Source organism: Streptomyces sp. NPDC001796 (genome assembly GCF_042892355.1).
Lineage (GTDB): Bacteria > Actinomycetota > Actinomycetes > Streptomycetales > Streptomycetaceae > Streptomyces.
This window is the reverse complement of the sequence record NZ_JBIAUC010000004.1, coordinates 379,680-396,987: the sequence shown is the minus strand read 5'-3', so window position 1 is coordinate 396,987 and position 17,308 is coordinate 379,680. Positions and strand designations below refer to the sequence as shown.

The 17,308-nt window shown below is 72.2% G+C and carries 10 protein-coding genes; 3 read left to right on the top strand and 7 right to left on the bottom strand.

Translation table 11 applies throughout. The annotated features are described in order from the left end of the window. Positions 1 to 114: 114 nt before the first annotated feature. From ACFYZE_RS11380 to ACFYZE_RS11365, 4 genes are all read right to left on the bottom strand, one after another. Positions 115 to 2,304 (bottom strand): M48 family metalloprotease, encoded by a 2,190-nt coding sequence (locus ACFYZE_RS11380; RefSeq protein ID WP_388991175.1) that lies wholly within the window; start codon positions 2,302 to 2,304, stop codon positions 115 to 117. Positions 2,305 to 2,417: 113 nt separating this feature from the next. Then, positions 2,418 to 3,053 carry a hypothetical protein gene (locus ACFYZE_RS11375; RefSeq protein WP_388991173.1) on the bottom strand — a complete coding sequence of 212 codons (636 nt, stop codon included), beginning with the start codon at positions 3,051 to 3,053 and terminating at the stop codon, positions 2,418 to 2,420. 211 nt (positions 3,054 to 3,264) lie between these two features. Beyond that, a complete protein-coding gene (locus tag ACFYZE_RS11370) occupies positions 3,265 to 4,047 on the bottom strand; it encodes a VOC family protein (RefSeq protein WP_388991172.1) in 783 nt (260 codons plus the stop codon). A 189-nt stretch (positions 4,048 to 4,236) separates the two neighbouring features. Beyond that, entirely contained in the window at positions 4,237 to 4,980 is a 744-nt protein-coding gene (locus ACFYZE_RS11365) for a hypothetical protein (protein WP_388991170.1), read from the bottom strand. 566 nt (positions 4,981 to 5,546) lie between these two features. Between ACFYZE_RS11365 and ACFYZE_RS11360 the strand changes: the two genes are divergently transcribed. After that, entirely contained in the window at positions 5,547 to 7,622 is a 2,076-nt protein-coding gene (locus ACFYZE_RS11360) for an N-acetylmuramoyl-L-alanine amidase (protein WP_388991460.1), read from the top strand. A gap of 107 nt (positions 7,623 to 7,729) precedes the next feature. Here ACFYZE_RS11360 and ACFYZE_RS11355 read toward each other — a convergent pair whose 3' ends face one another. Further along, positions 7,730 to 9,073: a serine hydrolase domain-containing protein gene (locus ACFYZE_RS11355; RefSeq protein WP_388991168.1), complete on the bottom strand. Its 1,344-nt coding sequence runs from the start codon at positions 9,071 to 9,073 to the stop codon at positions 7,730 to 7,732. Positions 9,074 to 9,308: 235 nt separating this feature from the next. Here ACFYZE_RS11355 and ACFYZE_RS11350 point away from each other — a divergent pair, with 235 nt between their 5' ends. Both ACFYZE_RS11350 and ACFYZE_RS11345 read left to right on the top strand, forming a co-directional pair. Next, entirely contained in the window at positions 9,309 to 12,047 is a 2,739-nt protein-coding gene (locus ACFYZE_RS11350; RefSeq protein ID WP_388991166.1) for a SpoIIE family protein phosphatase, read from the top strand. Positions 12,048 to 12,200: 153 nt separating this feature from the next. Then, complete coding sequence (locus tag ACFYZE_RS11345; protein WP_388991164.1) at positions 12,201 to 13,340, top strand: ABC transporter substrate-binding protein; 1,140 nt, start codon at positions 12,201 to 12,203, stop codon at positions 13,338 to 13,340. Positions 13,341 to 13,350: 10 nt separating this feature from the next. Here ACFYZE_RS11345 and ACFYZE_RS11340 read toward each other — a convergent pair whose 3' ends face one another. Then, a complete protein-coding gene (locus ACFYZE_RS11340) occupies positions 13,351 to 16,014 on the bottom strand; it encodes a SpoIIE family protein phosphatase (RefSeq protein ID WP_388991162.1) in 2,664 nt (887 codons plus the stop codon). A 90-nt stretch (positions 16,015 to 16,104) separates the two neighbouring features. Further along, complete coding sequence (locus ACFYZE_RS11335; protein WP_388991160.1) at positions 16,105 to 17,211, bottom strand: pyridoxal-phosphate dependent enzyme; 1,107 nt, start codon at positions 17,209 to 17,211, stop codon at positions 16,105 to 16,107. Positions 17,212 to 17,308 lie beyond the last annotated feature (97 nt).

The window sequence follows — 17,308 nt, the reverse complement described above, 5'->3', positions numbered from 1 at the left end:
CCCTCAGTGCCGGCTGAGCGTGTACCTGCAAGCCGGAGCGGGACTGCGGATCAGCGAAACACTGAGGACGCCGCCGAGAATGTCGTGCGACGGGCACGGCTCAAGAATCAGCGATCAAGTCTGCCACCTGGGCGGATGATGCATCGGCACCCGCTGCGGTGGGCCTGCCCTCCGGGCTCCGTCGCGCAGGGCGGCCCAGGTGGGGAGGAGGAGCAGGGCGAGGGCGGCGGTCCAGGCCACGATCGTCGCCGTGATCGAGGCCAACGCGGGTGAGGGAACCAGTTCGCAGGCGGGATGGCCGGTGCCCCAGCGCACGCAGGCGAAGTGGTCCCGTGCGGTGAACGCGGCCAGGGGGAGCAGCAGACCCGCGCCGAGGACGGCCAGAACCCCGTGCAGCGAGCGCAGTTCGTGGGCTCTGTTCCGCCAGGCGACGAAAAAGCCGACGGCGAGCTGCAGCAGCATCGCGACAGGCACGAAGTAGAGGGGCACCACCGCGCCGATCAACTGGATCGGCCACGGGAAGACCAGGGCACTGACGACATGCACCACCCACAGTCCGAGCCCTGCGGCGGCGCCGATCACAACGCCCTCCACCAACGCCCGTACGGGACGCAGAGGCGGCGGCACGAGGAGTGCCGCGCAGGCCTCCGGAGACGGGGGCCACAGCAGGAACCGTCCGGGTCCCGCGGCGGGTGCGTCACCACGCGCGCGCCCGAAGAGCCTTGCCCCGGGCGTGGCGGCGAGTGGGAGCCCGACGGTGACCCCGACCAGCGCGAGGACTCCCAGCGCAGGTGCGGTCACGACGGTCGTGGAGAACACGAAACCGAGGTAGTCCAACGGCGTCGGCAACAGGTTCAGCGGGCCTGGCAGGGGCAGCAGCCCGAAGCCGGGCGTTCCCGCGGCATAGACCTGCCCGAGCCAGAAGCTCAGCAGCACCACACCGGTCGCGCAGCCGACGACGATCGGCACGAGCGGGCGCCGGGCGGCGAGCACGACCGGTGCCCACACCCGGGCGACCACCACGTTCCACCGTACGAACCCGTAGCCGACGGCTCCGAGGAGCAGCCACCACGCCAGCTGCACCGGGAGCGAGTCGGCGACGCCGAGGGCGAGGGCCGTGCTGTGCGACTGGTCCCCGAACGTGCCGACGACGAGGCCGCAGCCCACGGCGAGCCCCGTGCGGTGGGCGTTCCCCCACCTGGCGTGATGCAGATGCGCGGCCAGTGTCACACGCCAGATGCCCGCCGCCACGCCACCGCCCAGCAGGACGGCGGGGACGATCGCGGTCAGCGCGCTGCCGCGGTCGGCCAGACTGGTTGCCTCCTCGGTCCACTGCGCCACCTGCCAGTAGACGAGCGAGCAGCACAGGGCCAGCCCGAAGGCCTCCCAAGACGACACGTCGAACAGCAGCCTGGTGTCGCTCAGGGCGGCCAGCCGCTTCGCGGCGGAGGGATGCGTACGCCGGAACAGCGGCCGGCGGAGCGTGGCCGGCTCGATGCCGTGCTGCGCGGCGAGCAGGCGCCGCAACGAATGGGCGCCGCGCGTCCACACGGCGACCCGGGCGTCCGCATACAGCTCGCGGCTGCGCAGTACGGCTCTGCTGATGTGGGCGACCGTGACCGCCAGGGCGCACGGGGCGAAGGTGAACAGCAGTTGGTAGATCACACCTCCGGGCAACAGCACCCAGCTGACCAGCAGGGCGAAGGGTGCCGTGACGGCCGTCGGGATCGCGAACGCGACGACGAACAGCCGGTGGCAGATGAGGGTGAGGAAGGCGATGTCGACATCGCGGTTGCGCAGGTGCGCGAGTTCGTGCAGGACGATCGCGCGGAAGGCCTCCGGGTCGCGGCTGTGTAATCGCAGCAGTCCCTCGCCGAGCATCACATGGCGTCGGCCGAGGCGCCCGAAGGCGAGTCCGGTGGGGCGCGGGTCCCGCCAGTCGACGACGAAACGCACCCGGCACCGCAGCTCGGCGAGAGCCACCAGTTCCGTGAGCGTGCGCCGGACGTCCGGGTGCGCGTCGCCCCGCAGGGGCCGTAGCCGACGTCGGCGGAGCCGGTAGGCGGGGAGCAACCAGTACGTGATGCCGACGGCCAGCCACAGGGCGGCGAGGGCAGCCAGCTCCAGCGTGGTCTCACTGCCCAGGTCCGGCGGCGCGCAGCGGCGGGCGAACTCCGCGGGATCGGCGGCCGTCTCGGCGAAGTTCACGGACGCGCATTCGAGGGACCTGGTCATGGAGCCGACGTCGCCGCCGAGCGCGAAGTACCTCGCCGTGCCGACCGCTCCGCCGATGTTCGTCGCCATCGCCACCGATGTGCTCAGAATGAGCAACGCGAACCGCAGGGACGTTCCGGACGGTAACCGGAACGGGTGCACCCCCACCGGGGGGCCGAACCCCGCCCTGACCGGTCCCTCCCTCATGAAGGGCCGTCCTCCCCGTCCCGGCTGCCCCGGGTCGGTGCGTCGCCCACGGAGGCCCCACCGCCCCGCCCGGCGACGACCGCGCCCAGGATGGCGTCGGCGAGGAGCTGTGCCTGGTCCGGCGGCAGTCCCAGTGCCACTCCCCGGTCGTAGGCGACGCGCCGCAGCAGCTCGAAGTCCGCGGGTCGGGCCTCCCCGCCGCCCAGTGCCACCGGCCGTACGGTGCCCGGCGCGGCGAACGGGTTGTCCGCACCACCGGCCGGATCGGGGGCCGACCCACCGTCACCGTCCGGGGCGCCGCCGCCCGCATCGCCGTCGATACAGTCGTCCGCCCGCGCCCTGCGCCTTCGCCACCAGCCTCGTCTGCGCTCCTCGCGCATGACGTCGGTGGCGATGTTCCCGGCGACGGTCGCCGCGACCGGCAACGCGAACGCCGTCAGCGTGGAGACGACGATGGCCTCGATGCCGATGCCCAGCGGCTCGGGCCGTGCTTTGCGGGTCGCTCGGGCGGGGTCCTCGAAGTAGGCGTCGGCCGTCTCGTCGAAGAACGCCAGCTCCTCCGGAGCCAGCCGCCGTACGGCCTCCCGGGCCAGCTCCCGCGTCCGTGCCCTCTCGTCATCCCAAGCACCCACCGGCGGGCCCCCGTCCCCCTGGTCACCAGTCCCGTCAGCTCGAGTATCTCGCTCAACTCACGTCGCATACAAGGCGTTTGGAGTCGCGGCGGCTTCCCCTGGGTGCGGCAGACCTCGGCGCCGTAGGAGGCTTGGCGGCCGGGGTCGCCGGTGGCTCGGCAACCGCCGCCCGGGGGAACGGGCCGGCCCCGTCACCGTGCCCGCCGCCGGATCAGCCCTGGCGCGGGTTCGGCTTCAGCACGGCGAACACCGCCTGACCCGGGTCCGCCAGCCAGGCGATACGCCCGACGTCCGGCACGTCCGTGGCAGGCATGAGCACCGTCCCGCCGTTGCCCTGCACCGCCGCGACGGTGGCGTCGGCGTCGGCCACGGCGAAGTACGGCACCCAGCGCGTTTCCTCCCGCTCGTCCTGAAGCGGAGCCACGCCGCCGAAGGACCCCTCCTGCTGGTCGCCGTCCTTGATGCTGAGCACCCGGTACGTCATGCCGGGCGCCTCCATCTCCTGCGAACGCCACCCGAACAGCGCGCGGTAGAAGCGGATCGCGGCTTCCGGGTCGCCCACGTGCAGTTCCACCCACACCAGCGTGTCGTCCTGCGACGTCATCTCCAGGCCCTTGGTCCGCCCGGGCTGCCACACGGCGAACCGCGCCCCCTGCGGATCGGTGAACTGGGCCATCCAGCCCTCGCCCATGACGTCCATGGGTTCGGCACGCACACCGCCCCCGCCCGCGACCACCTCGCGGGCGGTGGCCTGGATGTCGTCGCTCTGGAAGTACGTCGTCCAGGCCGACGCGGCCCCCTCCTCGGTCAGCGGCCCGACGGCACCGACGGTCTTCCCGTCCTTCTGGAAGAACCCGTAGCCGCCCGCCTGCGGCCCCGCGGACACGAACTGCCACCCGAAGACGGCGCCGTAGAAGGCGGCGGCCGCGTCCGTGTCCGGACTGCCGAGGTCGATCCAGTTGGGTGACCCGGTGCGGAAGTCGGTGCCGAGCATGCGTTTCCTCCTGCGTGTGCGGGTGCGGAGATTCCCGCCACTATGCCGACCCCGTGGACAGGGCTCGGCGCACCGGTCCAGCGGGCCCGTGGGTTTCACCCGGGGGCGGGAAGGAAATCCCCGGTCGATGCTCCCGGTTGAGCCATGTGGCAGCTCGGTCGAGCGGCGCTCGCCGCTTCCTCGGCTCCCTCAGCCTGTGCGGTCCGCCTGCCCGGGCTTCTTGTCGGTGGACTTGCCGTTCGGCTCACCGCCGGGCTTGCCGTTCGGCTCACCGGCGGGCCTGCCCGCGTCGCCGGTCCGCGCCTGTGACAACTGGTCGGCGCAGTAGGCAGCGACCTTGTCCTCTCCACCGGCGGCTGCGAGCAACCGCTGCCAGGCCGTCGAGTTCAGCGCCCTGCCCCGGCCCTTGACCGACGCGTACGCACGGCAGTGGGCCTGGATGTCCTTGGCTGTGGGCGGACGGTCCTGCGGGTCCGAGGCGGCAGGTGTGGTGGGCTCGGCCGCCTCCGGCGCCGTCCTGGAGGGCTGCGAGCCCGTCGGCGACGGACGCCGCTGCCCAGGGGCCTCGTCCTGCGGACTCCCGGCGGAGTCGGGCGAGCCGATCGCCGCGATCGCGACACCGCCCAGGGTGAAGGTGGCGAGGAAGAGGGCGACGGTGGCCTTCACCCGCCGACCGGCAGGGCTGCGCCGCGCACGCCAGTCGTCCCGCCTCCGGGTCCGCGCCTCCTTGTGCACCCCTGCGTCGCGCGCCGCGCGGAAAGCGGCGACGGCTCGCCGCTCGGCAGTCGCATCAAGGGCGTCGGTGCGCAGGGCGTGACCGAGCGCCGCTTCCAGATCCGGGAGACCGGCCGCGCTGCTCCCGTGGGCCACTGGGCCGTCCGCGCCGGCGCGTCGGCGGGCGAACGCTCCGCCGTCGCTGTGTCGGTCGCCCATGCCTGTGTCCGTCCTTGCGTGATCGTTGCTGGTTTGTTGTACGCGTCTGGCGTCGTCGCTGCTCATTTCGACTGCCTCAGCGTATGGACCCCTTTCCCTGTCACTGCTTCAGACGCAGGTGCATGACATCGGACGACACCCATCGTGCGGATCGCGCGCGGGCCGCCCCCGCAGGTGAGCGATTGCAGTGATCTACGTCACTCCTTCCTGTTTCCCTGTGATGTTCGCCGACCCGGCCGCGCTGGGTGGATGGGTCACCCCTGTGGCGGGTGTGCCCTCCGTGACTCTGTTCTGTGGCCCTTGCCGGGCCCTCGAGGGGTGGATACGTCGTGAGTCGTCGTACGTCGCATGCGTACAGACCGCTGAGTCTCAAGCGTCGGGCGTGGCTCACGCTCGGTGCCGTGGTCCTGGGAGGCGGGGGCGTGGTGACCTATGCCGTCGCCAGCCCCTCCGACCACGGGGCGGCGGGCCGCGCCAAGCGGCCGGTGAAGGTCTACGGCCTCACGCTGAAAGGCACCGAAGCCGGCAGGCGGGAGCTGCCGCGCACGGACACCGAGCAGTTCTCGATGGTCGGCGTCTCGTGGACGGGCGGAGCCAAGCGGCTCGACGGGACGGCGCAGGTGCGCACCCGCAGCCTCGAGACCGGCGAGTGGAGCGCCTGGCGCGACCTCGAAGTGAACATCGACCCGCTGGAGAAGCCCGGTCCCCGCGTGCGCGGCGCCTCCGAGCCCCTCTGGGTCGGCTCCTCCGACGGCGTCCAGGTACAGGTCGTCCGCAAGAACGGCACCACCGGCCCGCTGCCCAAGGGACTCGAGGTGAACCTGGTCGACCCGGGCGTGGTGACCGATGCCGAGACCAGGTCCACCCCCAGCGGTGAGCCGGCCGCGTTCGTCGCCGAGACGAGTCCCGGTGCCACGCCCACCGACTCGACCACACCGACCGACTCGGCCACGTCCACGGACTCCGCCGCACCCGGCGGCGGCACCACCACGCCCACGGACGGACAGACCGCCACGTCCCCCGCACCGACCGACACCGCGCCCACGGCCACCACCCCCACCGACTCGGTGTCCGCCTCACCCACGACGAGCGCGTCGGCCACCAGGCCGTCCGCACCGCCGTCCACCGTGCCCGAACCGCCGATCACCTCGCGCGCCGACTGGGGCGCCGACGAGTCGCTCAGCCCCGACCCGTCGGATTACAACGCGGACGTGAAGGCCGTCTTCGTCCACCACACCGACGGGGCCAACGACTACTCCTGCGCCGACTCCGCGTCGATCGTGCGGGGCATCTACGCGTACCACACGCAGGTCAACCACTGGAACGACATCGGCTACAACTTCCTCGTCGACAAGTGCGGCACGATCTTCGAGGGCCGCAAGGGCGGCGTCGACCTGCCGGTGCTGGGGGCCCACACCTACGGCTGGAACCGGGAGTCCGCGGGCATCGCGGTGCTCGGTGACTACACCTCCACCAGCGCCACCAACGCCGCGCTGACCTCGGTCGCCCGCGTCGCGGCCTGGAAGCTCGGCCAGTACGGCGCCGACCCCTCCGGGACCGTCCAGCTCACCGCGGGCGCGACCCAGACGAACTCCTTCGGCACCGGCTTCACCGCGGGCACCAAGTACACGTTCCAGCGGATCTCCGGCCACCGTGACGGCTACAACACCCAGTGCCCCGGCCAATCCCTCTACAACCAACTGCCGACCGTCCGCACCTGGGCGTCCGGCCCGGTGCAGGGACTGAGGGTCTCCTCGGTCGACGGCGCGGGACTTTCGGGCTCGACGTTCTACACCAAGGGCGCGGTCACGGTGCGCTGGACGGCCACCACGCCGTCCTCGCTCATCTCGAGCTTCAAGCTGCTCGTCGACGGCAAGACCGTCGCCACCGCCCCCGGCTCCGCCACCTCCGTCGGCGCCACCCTTCCCCTGGGCAGCCACACCGTCGCGGTGCAGGCCGTGCACCAGTCCGGCAAGACCGCCACCAGCGCTTCGGTGAACGTCGTGGCCGAGACGACGGCGCCGACGTTCACCACCACCCCGACGCTCTCCCTGCGCACCGGAACCGTCAACACCGGCGCTGTCCCGGTCACCCTCGGCTGGAAGGCCACCGACAACGCCGCGCTCAGCTCCGTGAAGCTGATGTCGCCGACCGCGGCCACCTTCGGTCCGACCACCACCAGCTCGGGCCGCACCGCCACGTCCGGCACGGCCACCACCTGGTCGATGCGTGCCTACGACTACGCCGGCAACTACCGCACGGTCTCCCCGGCGTACACCCCGGTGATCCTCCAGGAGAGCTCCGCCACCAAGTCCGGCAGCTGGACCACTCGCTCCTCCACCAGCTACCTCGGCGGCAAGTCCTACTCCAGCACCGCCAATGGGGCCAGCCTGACCTGGACCTTCACCGGCCGCTCCGCCGCCTGGGTGGTCTCCCGCGCCTCCAGCTCCGGCCAGGCCTACGTCTACGTCGACGGCACCAGGGTCGCCACGGTGGATCTGAAGTCCTCCACCACGCTGTACCGGCAGGCGATCTGGACCAAGACCTGGTCCAGCAGTGCCACGCACACCGTGAAGATCGTGGTGGTCGGCACCAGCGGCCGTCCCACCGTCACCACCGACGGCCTCGTCTACATCAAGTAACCCCTACATGGGCGACCTGCGGGAAGCCCGGGCCACGACAAGGGCAAGGGGGCCGGTCCCTTCGGGAGCGGCCCCCTTCTTCTGCGGTTGTCAGTGCTCTGCGGTTGTCAGCGCCTCGCGGCCTGCAGTGACCGCCACTCGGAGACCTGTGCCGGGGCGAGGTCCACCCTGGCCGACCGCAGGGCCGGGGAACCGGTGGCCGGAGCGCACACAGCCTTGGCCACGAACGCGTTGATGGCGTCGTCGATCGGGCTCGGGGTCACCGTGCCGTCCGGTCCGAGCTTGTCGTACTTCGACAGGTTGTAGGCGAGGGCCATCTGCCGGCGGCCGTCCGGGCTGGAGACCGCCCATGTCTCGGCGCCGAACACCGCGCCGCTGTGGCCCCAGAACGTGCCGCATCCCCAGTCGAACCGGATGAGCCCCAGACCGTAGTGCCCCGTCACGTTGCCCTGGGCATCGGTCATCGGGACCGTCGTCTCCATCTGGGCGAGTTCGGCGGCGGGGAGCAGCCGGCCGCTGAGCAGCTCCCGGTAGAAGCGGTCGAGATCCGCCATGGTGGAGACGACCGCGCCCGCGGTCCGGATCCAGGACATGTCGTAGACGCTGTAGTCGCGCGGTGGGTCGATCAGTCCGTAGAAGGACTCGTACAGCTTCGGGTGCGGGCCGGTCATGCGCGGGCTGGTGGGGAAGTAGGTGTGCCGCAGACCGGCCCGGCGGATGACGTTGCGCGTGATGTACCGCTCGGGGTTCTCGCCGGTGAGCTTGCCGAGCAGCAGCCCCGCGATGATGTAGTTCGTGTTGGAGTACGACCACTTCTCGCCGGGAGCGCCGGTCGGCGGAGCCTGCACTCCCATCCGGACCAGCTCCCGCGGTTCGAAGTGCCGGAAGCGGTTCTCGTCCAGGCTGCTCGTGGACAGCGTCTGCAACGACGGGAAGGCGTAGCGGACGAAGTCCCCGATACCGCTGGTGTGGTTCAGCAGCATCCGCACGGTGATCCGGTCACCGCGCTGTCCGGGGACGAGTCCGGGGAGGTACCGGGAGACGGGCGCGTCCAGGTCGAGGCGGCCCGCGGCGACCTGCTGGAGCAGGGCGACAGAGGTCATCGACTTGGAGATGCTGCCGATCCGCTGCTCCATGTCCGGCGTCACCACACGGCCGGTGTCCCGGTCGGCGACACCGGCGGCACCGCGCCACGTGGTGTCGCCGTCCCGCACGGCCGCGTAGGCGCCGTACATGCCGGCGGTGTGGATGGCCTTGAGCGCATCCGCCAGGGCCGCCCGGTCCGGGGCCGGCCGGTGGGCAGCGGCGGCGGGGGTGGCCGGGCGGTCGGCCGCCTGTGCCTGGGGGAGCGCGGCAGCCGAGGTGACAAGGGCCGCGGCACAGGTGAGGGCGACGGCCCATCCCCGTCTCGTCGGGGCCGGGCGCCGTTCGTGCCGGCGTGCTAAGTGCATGGTCGTGTCCACAGCCTCTCTGCGTGCGGGAACCGGGAAAGATCCTCACCGTGATCTTCGCCGGGGCGGTGGTGAGGGGCATCGTGCACGCGGAGGAGCAGGGGTACTACCGGCGGACGAGCGGATTTCGGTCAGGCGGCCTCGACCGGGCGACGGGAAGGCCGGGGAGGGGCGCAGCAGGGCACCCCGGCCGGTGAGTGTGCGCGTTGCATCCCTTAAACGATAGAAAGGGGATATGACTGGAGAATCCGGTCGATCTGCGCGCCGCCCACGGCGCCCGCACCGCTCGCTGAGCGTGTCCACCCTCGCCGGGCAGGTCTTTCTCCTGCAGTTCGCCGTCGTGGTGCTGCTCGTCGTCGCCGCGCTGGTGGCTCTCGTGGTGCAGGCCCGGCGCGACAACATGGCGGACGCCCGGAACCGCACCCTCGCCGCGGCCCAGACGTTCGCCAACTCACCGGGGATCGTGGCCGCGCTGAACAGCCCGGATCCGAGCGCGGTGCTCCAGCCGCATGCCGAGGCGGCGCGGAAGGCCGCGGGTGTCGACGCCATCATCGTGTACCGGCTGGACGGGGTCACCCTCACCCACAGCGACCCGCACCAGATCGGCAAGCACGTCATCGGCCCCTACGCGCAGGCCGCGACCGGCAAGCCGTTCACCAGTACCTTCCAGGGGTCCCTGGGGCTTTCGGTGATCTCGGCGGTCCCGGTCAGGGCCCCCGACGGCTCGGTCGTCGCCGTCGTCTCCGTTCCCGTCAGGGTCGAGAAGGTGCAGCACCGGGTGGACCGGCAGCTGCCGGTGCTCTTCGGCGGCGCCGCCGGGGCGCTGTTCATCGCCGTGGGCGGGTCCGCCCTGGTGAGCCGCCGACTGCGGCGGCAGACCCATGGTCTCGGCCCGACCGAGATGACCCGGATGTACGAGCACCACGACGCGGTCCTGCACGCCGTACGGGAAGGCGTACTGATCATCTCCGCCGAGGGCAGGCTGCTGCTGGCCAACGACGAGGCACGGCGGCTGCTGGAGCTGCCGGCGGACGCCGAGGGACGCCATGTCACCGATCTGGGCCTCGAGGAGGACCTGTCCGGGCTGCTGGCCTCCGACCGCCCGGCCACCGACGAGGTCTACCTCGCGGCCGACCGCCTTCTGGCGGTCAACAAACGGCCCACCGCGCCTCGCGGACCGGCCGGCAGCGTGGTGACGCTGCGGGACACCACGGAGCTGCTCGCCCTGTCCGGCCGGGCCGAGGTGGCGCGCGAACGCCTGAAACTGCTCTACGACGCCGGGGGCCGGATCGGCAGCACCCTGGATGTGAAGCGCACCGCCGAGGAACTGGCTGAGGTGGCGGTGCCCCGGTTCGCCGACGTGGTCACCGTCGAGCTGCTGGACCCGGTCCTGTCCGGCGGGGAGCCCTCCGCGGCGAACCCCGACGTGCGCCGGGTCGCGGTCGTGGGCCTGCACGACGACCGTTTCCTGTACCCCGTCGGCGCGCTGGTCAGGTTCATCCCCGCCCACCCCGTCGCCAGGGCGATGGAAGGCGGACGGGCGGTCCTGGTCAGGGACCTGAGCGCGGACGACAGCTGGATGGCCCAGGACGCCGTACGGTCCCGGCGCATCCTCGACCACGGCATCCACTCCCTGCTGGCGGTCCCGCTGCGGGCCCGTGGGGTGGTGCTGGGAGCGGTCGACTTCTGGCGGGGGCGCGCCTCCCCGCCGTTCGACGAGGAGGACGTGTCCTTCGCCGAGGAGCTGGTCGCCCGGGCCGCGGTGAGCATCGACAACGCCCGCCGCTTCACCCGTGAGCACACCATGGCCGTCACCCTGCAGCACAGCCTGCTGCCCCGCGGGCTCCCCCAACAGTCCGCCCTCGACGTGGCCTACCGCTACCTGCCCGCGCAGGCGGGAGTGGGCGGCGACTGGTTCGACGTCATCCCGCTGTCCGGTGCCCGGGTGGCCCTGGTGGTCGGCGACGTCGTGGGCCACGGCCTGCACGCCGCGGCGACCATGGGCAGGCTGCGGACCGCCGTGCACAACTTCTCCGGCCTGGACATGCCCGCGGACGAGCTCCTCGGCCGGCTGGACGAACTGGTGGCCCAGATCGACGCCGAGGAGGTCACCGTGGGGGAGGACGGGCAGGGGATCACCGGGGCGAGCTGCCAGTACGCCGTCTACGACCCCGTCTCCGGGCAGCTGGCCATCGCCACCATGGGTAACCCGGGACCGGCGGTCGTCCACCCCGACGGGAGCGTGGACTTCCCACCGGTGCCCGTCTCGCCGCCCCTCGGCCTGTGCGCCGGTCTGCCCGTCGAGAGCACCGAGCTGACCGTGCCCGAGGGGTCGCGGCTGGTGCTCTTCACCGACGGCCTGGTCGAGGACCGGGAACGCGACCTGGACGTCGGTCTCGAGGCCCTGAGCGCCGCCCTGACCGGACCCGACCGCACCCCGGAGGCCACCTGCGCGAGGGTGATGGACGCGCTGCTGCCCGAGCGGCCCACGGACGACATCGCGCTGCTGGTGGCCCGCACCCGCTGTCTCGGCCCCGACCGGGTCGCCGAGTGGCAGGTGCCCCGCGACCCGGCGGCGGTGGGCCCGGTGCGCACCGCCTGCGCCCGCAGGCTGACGGAGTGGGGTCTGGAGGAGAACGTCTTCACCGCCGAGCTCATCCTCAGCGAGCTGATCACCAACGCCATCCGCTACGGCGGCGAACCCGTCTCCGTCCGGCTGCTGCGTGACCGCGCCCTGATCTTCGAGGTGGCGGACGGCAGCAGCACCTCACCGCGGCTGCGCCGGGCGAAGGCCACCGACGAGGGGGGCCGCGGACTCTTCCTGGTCGCCCAGTTCGCCGAGCGCTGGGGCACCCGCTACACGGGCACCGGCAAGGTCATCTGGGCCGAGCAGTCCCTCCACGGCGGCGCCACGCCGGGCGCCGAAGGGCTCGGCGAGATCCTCCTCGGCCAGTGGGAGGACACGACCCTGTGAGGACGCCGCACACCGCCTCACCTGCACGATCGCCCGTGGTGGGTACGCTGGCCTGGATGACCGAAGGGCCGATGCGGTACGCGTACCGCGGCTGAGGGCCCGAGAGTTCCGAAACTCCACGATCGCGCCGCCCGCACCCCGTCTGGAGCCGTCGTGACCGCACCCCGTGGCCGAGTCGCAGCCGTCCTCGGCTGCCTCGCCCTCACGACACTGGGCCTGCACGCCTGCGGCGGCCCACCGACCTCGCGGCTCGAGAAGCCGGCGGCGGCGACCTCCGCGGAGAACGTGGGCGGCATGCGGGCCCTGGCCGCCGCGGCGAAGAAGGAGGGCAGGCTCACGACGATCGCGCTTCCGCGTGACTGGGCGGACTACGGCGGTCTGATCGACCGCTTCCAGAAGAAGTACGGGATCAAGGTGACCGTCCGGGACCCACTGGGGCACAGCCAGGACGAGCTCAACGCCCTAAGAAGCAGCGGAACGCGGCCGACCGCCCCCGACGTGATCGACGTCGGCGACACCTTCGCGCGGGCAGCGGCGCGGCAGAACCTGCTCGCGCCGTACAAGGTCGCGGCGTTCGACGCGATCCCCGGCAACCAGAAGGACCCCGGGGGCCTCTGGTCCAACAACTACGGCGGGTACATCTCGATCGGCTGCGACGCCCGGCGCGTCAAGCCCTGCCCCCAGACCTACGCCGATCTGCTGAAGCCCGCCTACAAGGGAATGGTCGCGCTGGACGGTGACCCGACCCGGTCGGAGACCGCCTTCGCCAGCGTCTACGCTGCCGCGCTGGCGAACAACGGGTCGTTCGACGACATCCGGCCCGGCATCGACTTCTTCGCCAGGCTCAAGAAGAACGGCAACTTCAACCCCCTGTCCGCCACCTCGGCGACGGTCCGGGACGGCCGGACACCCATCACCGTCAACTGGGACTACGTCAACCTCCACGCCGCCGACGAGCTCCGCGGCAAGGGCGTCGACTGGCAGGTCTCCATCCCGTTCGACGGCAGCTTCGCCCAGTACTACGCGCTGGCGGTCAACAAACGCGCCCCGCACCCGGCGGCCGCCCGCCTGTGGCAGGAGTACCTGTTCAGCACGGAGGGCCAGAACCTCCGGCTCCACGGCTATGCCCGCCCGGTCCTCATGGACGTGATGCGGAAGGACGGCACCCTGGACAAGACCGCCGCCGCCCGGCTGCCGACCGTGGAGGGAACACCTCAGTTCCCGACGGACGCGCAACTGGAGAAGGCGAGGCGGACCGTCGACCGGGGCTGGACGGCGGCCGTCTCCGGCTGACCGGCGCGTCCTACGAGGACGGGGTGGGCGGCAGCGGCTGCTCGGTCCAGATGGTCTTGCCCGTGGGCGTGTAGCGCGTCCCCCAGTGCTGGGTCATCTGGGCGATGATGTACAGGCCCCGGCCGCCCTCGTCGTCGTTCGCGGCGTGACGCAGGTTCGGGGCGGTGTGCCCGGGGTCGGACACCTCGCAGATCAGGGTGCCCGCGGCGAAGCCGCTGATCGGCTCCGCGCGGATCAGACGCACCTGGATCGGGCCCCCGGCGTAACGGATCGCGTTGGTGACCAGCTCGGTCACGATGAGCTCGGTGGTGAACACGAGGTCGTCGAGCCCCCAGGCGGCGAGCTGCTTGCCGACGGTGTTGCGGACGGAGGCGACCGCCGCCGGGTCCGCCGCCAGTTCCCACTGCGCGAGCCGGTTGCGGTCCAGCAGACGGGTGCGGACCAGCAGCAGCGTCGCGTCCTCGTCCACCGGCCCGGGCAGCAGCGTGGCCACCGCCCGGTCGCACAGCTCCTCCAATGACTCGCGGTGATCGGCGAGGGCCCGGGCGAGCAGGCCGCGCCCGTCCTCAGGGCCGTCCGCCGCCTGGAACAGGCCGTCCGTGAAGAAGGCGAGAAGGCTGCCCGGCGCGAGCCGCAGTTCGGTGGACTGGTAGGGCGGTCCGGCGCCTCCGAGGGGCGGGCCGGGCGGGAGTTCCGGGTAGTCGGTGACGCCTGTGTCCGGCGCGACGACCGCCAGCGGCGACCGGCCCGCCCGCGCCAGGCTGCACTGTCCCGACACCGGGTCGTACACCGCGTACAGGCAGGTCACCCCGCGGGCCTCGTCGGTGAGCCGGCCGTGCTCCGCGGGGTGGCCGGGCGCGCGCTCGTGCGCGGTCTGCTCGACCAGGTCGGCCAGCCGGGCGAGCAGTTCGTCCGGGGCCAGGTCCAGCCGGGCCAGCACGCGTACGCCCGTACGCAGGCGCCCCATGGTGGCGGCGGCCCGCAGCCCGTGGCCGACCACGTCCCCGACCACCAGACCGACCCGCGTGCCCGACAGCGGGATGACGTCGAACCAGTCGCCGCCCACCCCGGACCCGTTGTCGGCGGGCAGATAGCGGCTCGAAGCCTGCACGGCGGTCTGCTGCGGCAGGCGGTGCGGGAGCAGGCTCCGCTGGAGCTTGAGGGCCGCGGTGTGCCCACGGGTGATCACCAGCATCAGCGCGAAGCCCAGCAGCAGAGCGCCCAGGCCCACCACGGTGACCCCGCCCGTCGGGCCGATCACCGGCAGGTCGACGACCGTCGCGCCGTAGCGGGGATCCGCGTAGACGCCGAAGGCGGCGTAGAGGAACAGCGCGAGCATCATGAGCCCGCCGAGCCCCGGCAGCACCCCCTTGCACAGCAGGTCACCGACGCTGCGGGGGAGGACCCTGCGGTGGTACCACACGCAGGCGAAGCCGGTCAGCCCGTAGTAGAACGCGATCGCGAGGCCGACCGATTGGACCGAGTCGGCCAGGAAGTTCCGGCTGAACGAGGACAGCGGGACCAGAACGGCGATGGAGAGCGCCCCCATGCCGACGGTCGACCAGGTCGGGGTGAGGAACTTGCGGTGGACCTGGGCGAACCGGGCGGGGACCGCCTTGTGGACCGCCATGGAGAACACGGTCCGGGCCAGCGGCAGGATGGTCGTCTGGGTGGAGGCCAGCGCCGACGTCAGCACCATCAGGACCAGCAGCCGGGAGAACGCCATCCCCGGGCCGGAGCTGCCGAAGACGGCGTCGCCCAGCCCGGAGAGCACATCGCCCGCGTGGCCGGGGTTGCCCAGCCCGATGCCCGAGCTGCCGACCCCGGCGAACGCCTGCGCGGACGTCGAGACCAGTGCGTAGGTGATCAGGAGCAGCACGGTGGAGGCCACCGCGGAGCGCCCGGGGACGCGCGTGCTGTCGACGGTTTCCTCGTTGACCGAGACGGCGGTGTCCCAGCCCCAGTAGATGAACACCGCCGCGACGAGGCCCGAGGTCAGCGCCTTGGCCGAGGACACCTGGAAGGGGTCGAACCAGGAGGCGGAGACGTGGATCGCCGTCGGGGGAGCACTGGTGTAGACCCTGACCAGCGCGGTCACCGCGAACAGGACCAGCACCGCCACCTCGATGCAGAGCAGCCAGCGCTGGAGGGCGGCCGAGATCTCGATGCCGATGTAGCAGACGGCGGTCAGTACGACGATCCAGACGATGCCCGCCACGGTGGTCCACAGCCGGCTCGTCGCCAGGGTGTCCAGGCCCACCAGCCGGAAGCCGTAGATCCCGGCGATCTCGGCGAGGTTGGCCAGGACCAGGATGTCCGCGACGATCAGGCCCCAGCCGCCCATCCAGCCGGTGCGCGGCCCGAAGGCACGGGTCGCCCAGGTGAAGGCGGTCCCGCAGTCGGCGTGGGACGCGTTCAGCTCCCGGTAGGCGTACGCGATCAGCAGCATGGGGACGAACGCCAGCATGGTGACGACCGGGGCCTGCAGCCCCACACCCGCCACGATGAGGCCCAGCGTGGCCGCCAGGCTGTACGCCGGGGCGGTGGAGGCCAGGCCGATGACGACCGAGGAGAACATGCCGAGGGCGCCGCTCTTGAGCCCTTTCCGGCCGGGCCCCGTGCCGGGGGCCGGGCGGCCGGCGGGACGAGTCGAAAGTGCGGCCCTGTCACCCACCTTGCCCATTATGTGGAGAATCGGCAGGGAGCGCTTCTTCGTCACCGCGCCGGGCGGCCCGGCCGGGGAGGCCGTTGCGGGCCGGTGGTCTCAGGGGCCGGCCAGCCCCGTCTTCAGGCCCGCCCCGCACAGCGGCACCACCGCACTGCGGGATCCGAGGCCTCCCTCCCGTACGGCCGCCCAGCAGGCCACGCCCGTCGACTCCACATACAGGCCCCGGGACGCGAGGTCGAGTTGGGCGCGGCGGATCTGGTCCTCGGTCACCGTCAGGAACGTGCCGCCCGAGTCGCGTACCGCCCGCAGGATCTGGCGGGCCCGGGGCGGCCTCGGGATCGCGATCCCCTCTGCCCACGTCCGCCCCGCGGGAGTGACGTCCACCAGGTCCTCGGCGCCCTCCTCCCACGCGCGCGCCAGCGGGGCGACCGCCGCCGCCTGCACCGCGTACAGCACCGGCCGGCGGTCGAGCAGCCCCGCCCCGTACAGCTCCGCGATCGCGAGGGAGGCGCCCAGCAGCAGCGTGCCGTTGCCGACGGGGAGCACGAGCACGTCCGGGAGCCGCCCGCCGAGGTCCTCCCACAGCTCGTGGACGTACGTCTTCGTGCCGTGCAGGAAGTAGGGGTTGAAGACGTGCGACGCGTAGAACACCCCCGGCTCGTCCGCCGCGTCGCGCGCCACCCGCGCCGCAGCCTCACGCCCGCCCTCGACCGGCACCACCCGCGCCCGGTGCGCCTCCATCTGCTCCAGCTTCTTGGCCGAGGTGCCCTCGGGGACGTACACCGTGCACGGCAGCGCGGCCCGGGCGCAGTACGCGGCGATCGCCGTGCCCGCGTTGCCGCTGCTGTCGGCGATCACCTGCCGGGGCTTGAGGCGCAGCGCGAGTTCGGCCAGCAGCACCGCGCCGCGGTCCTTGAAGGACAGCGTCGGCATCAGGAAGTCCAGCTTCGCCGAGATGCCGTCCGTCAGCTCCACGAGCGGGGTGCGGCCCTCGCCGAGACTGATCGAGGGCCCCGCGAGCGGCAGCGTCTCCGCGTACCGCCACAGCGAGTTCACCCGGCCACCGAGGGACTTCAGCGGGGCGGGCGTGGGCGCGAAGTCCAGGTCCAGCGGGCCGCAGCAGACGGGGCAGCACCAGGCGAGCGACTCCGCGGCCACCCGGGTGCCGTCCGCCGGGCAGTAACAGTCCGGCAAAGGTGTCATGCGAGAAGGCTAGTTGCCGACGCTCCTGACTCTCTGTCATGGGGACTGCCGGGCGTCCGTGTTCGGAGCAGGTGTGACGGCGTCCATAACGGGGAGA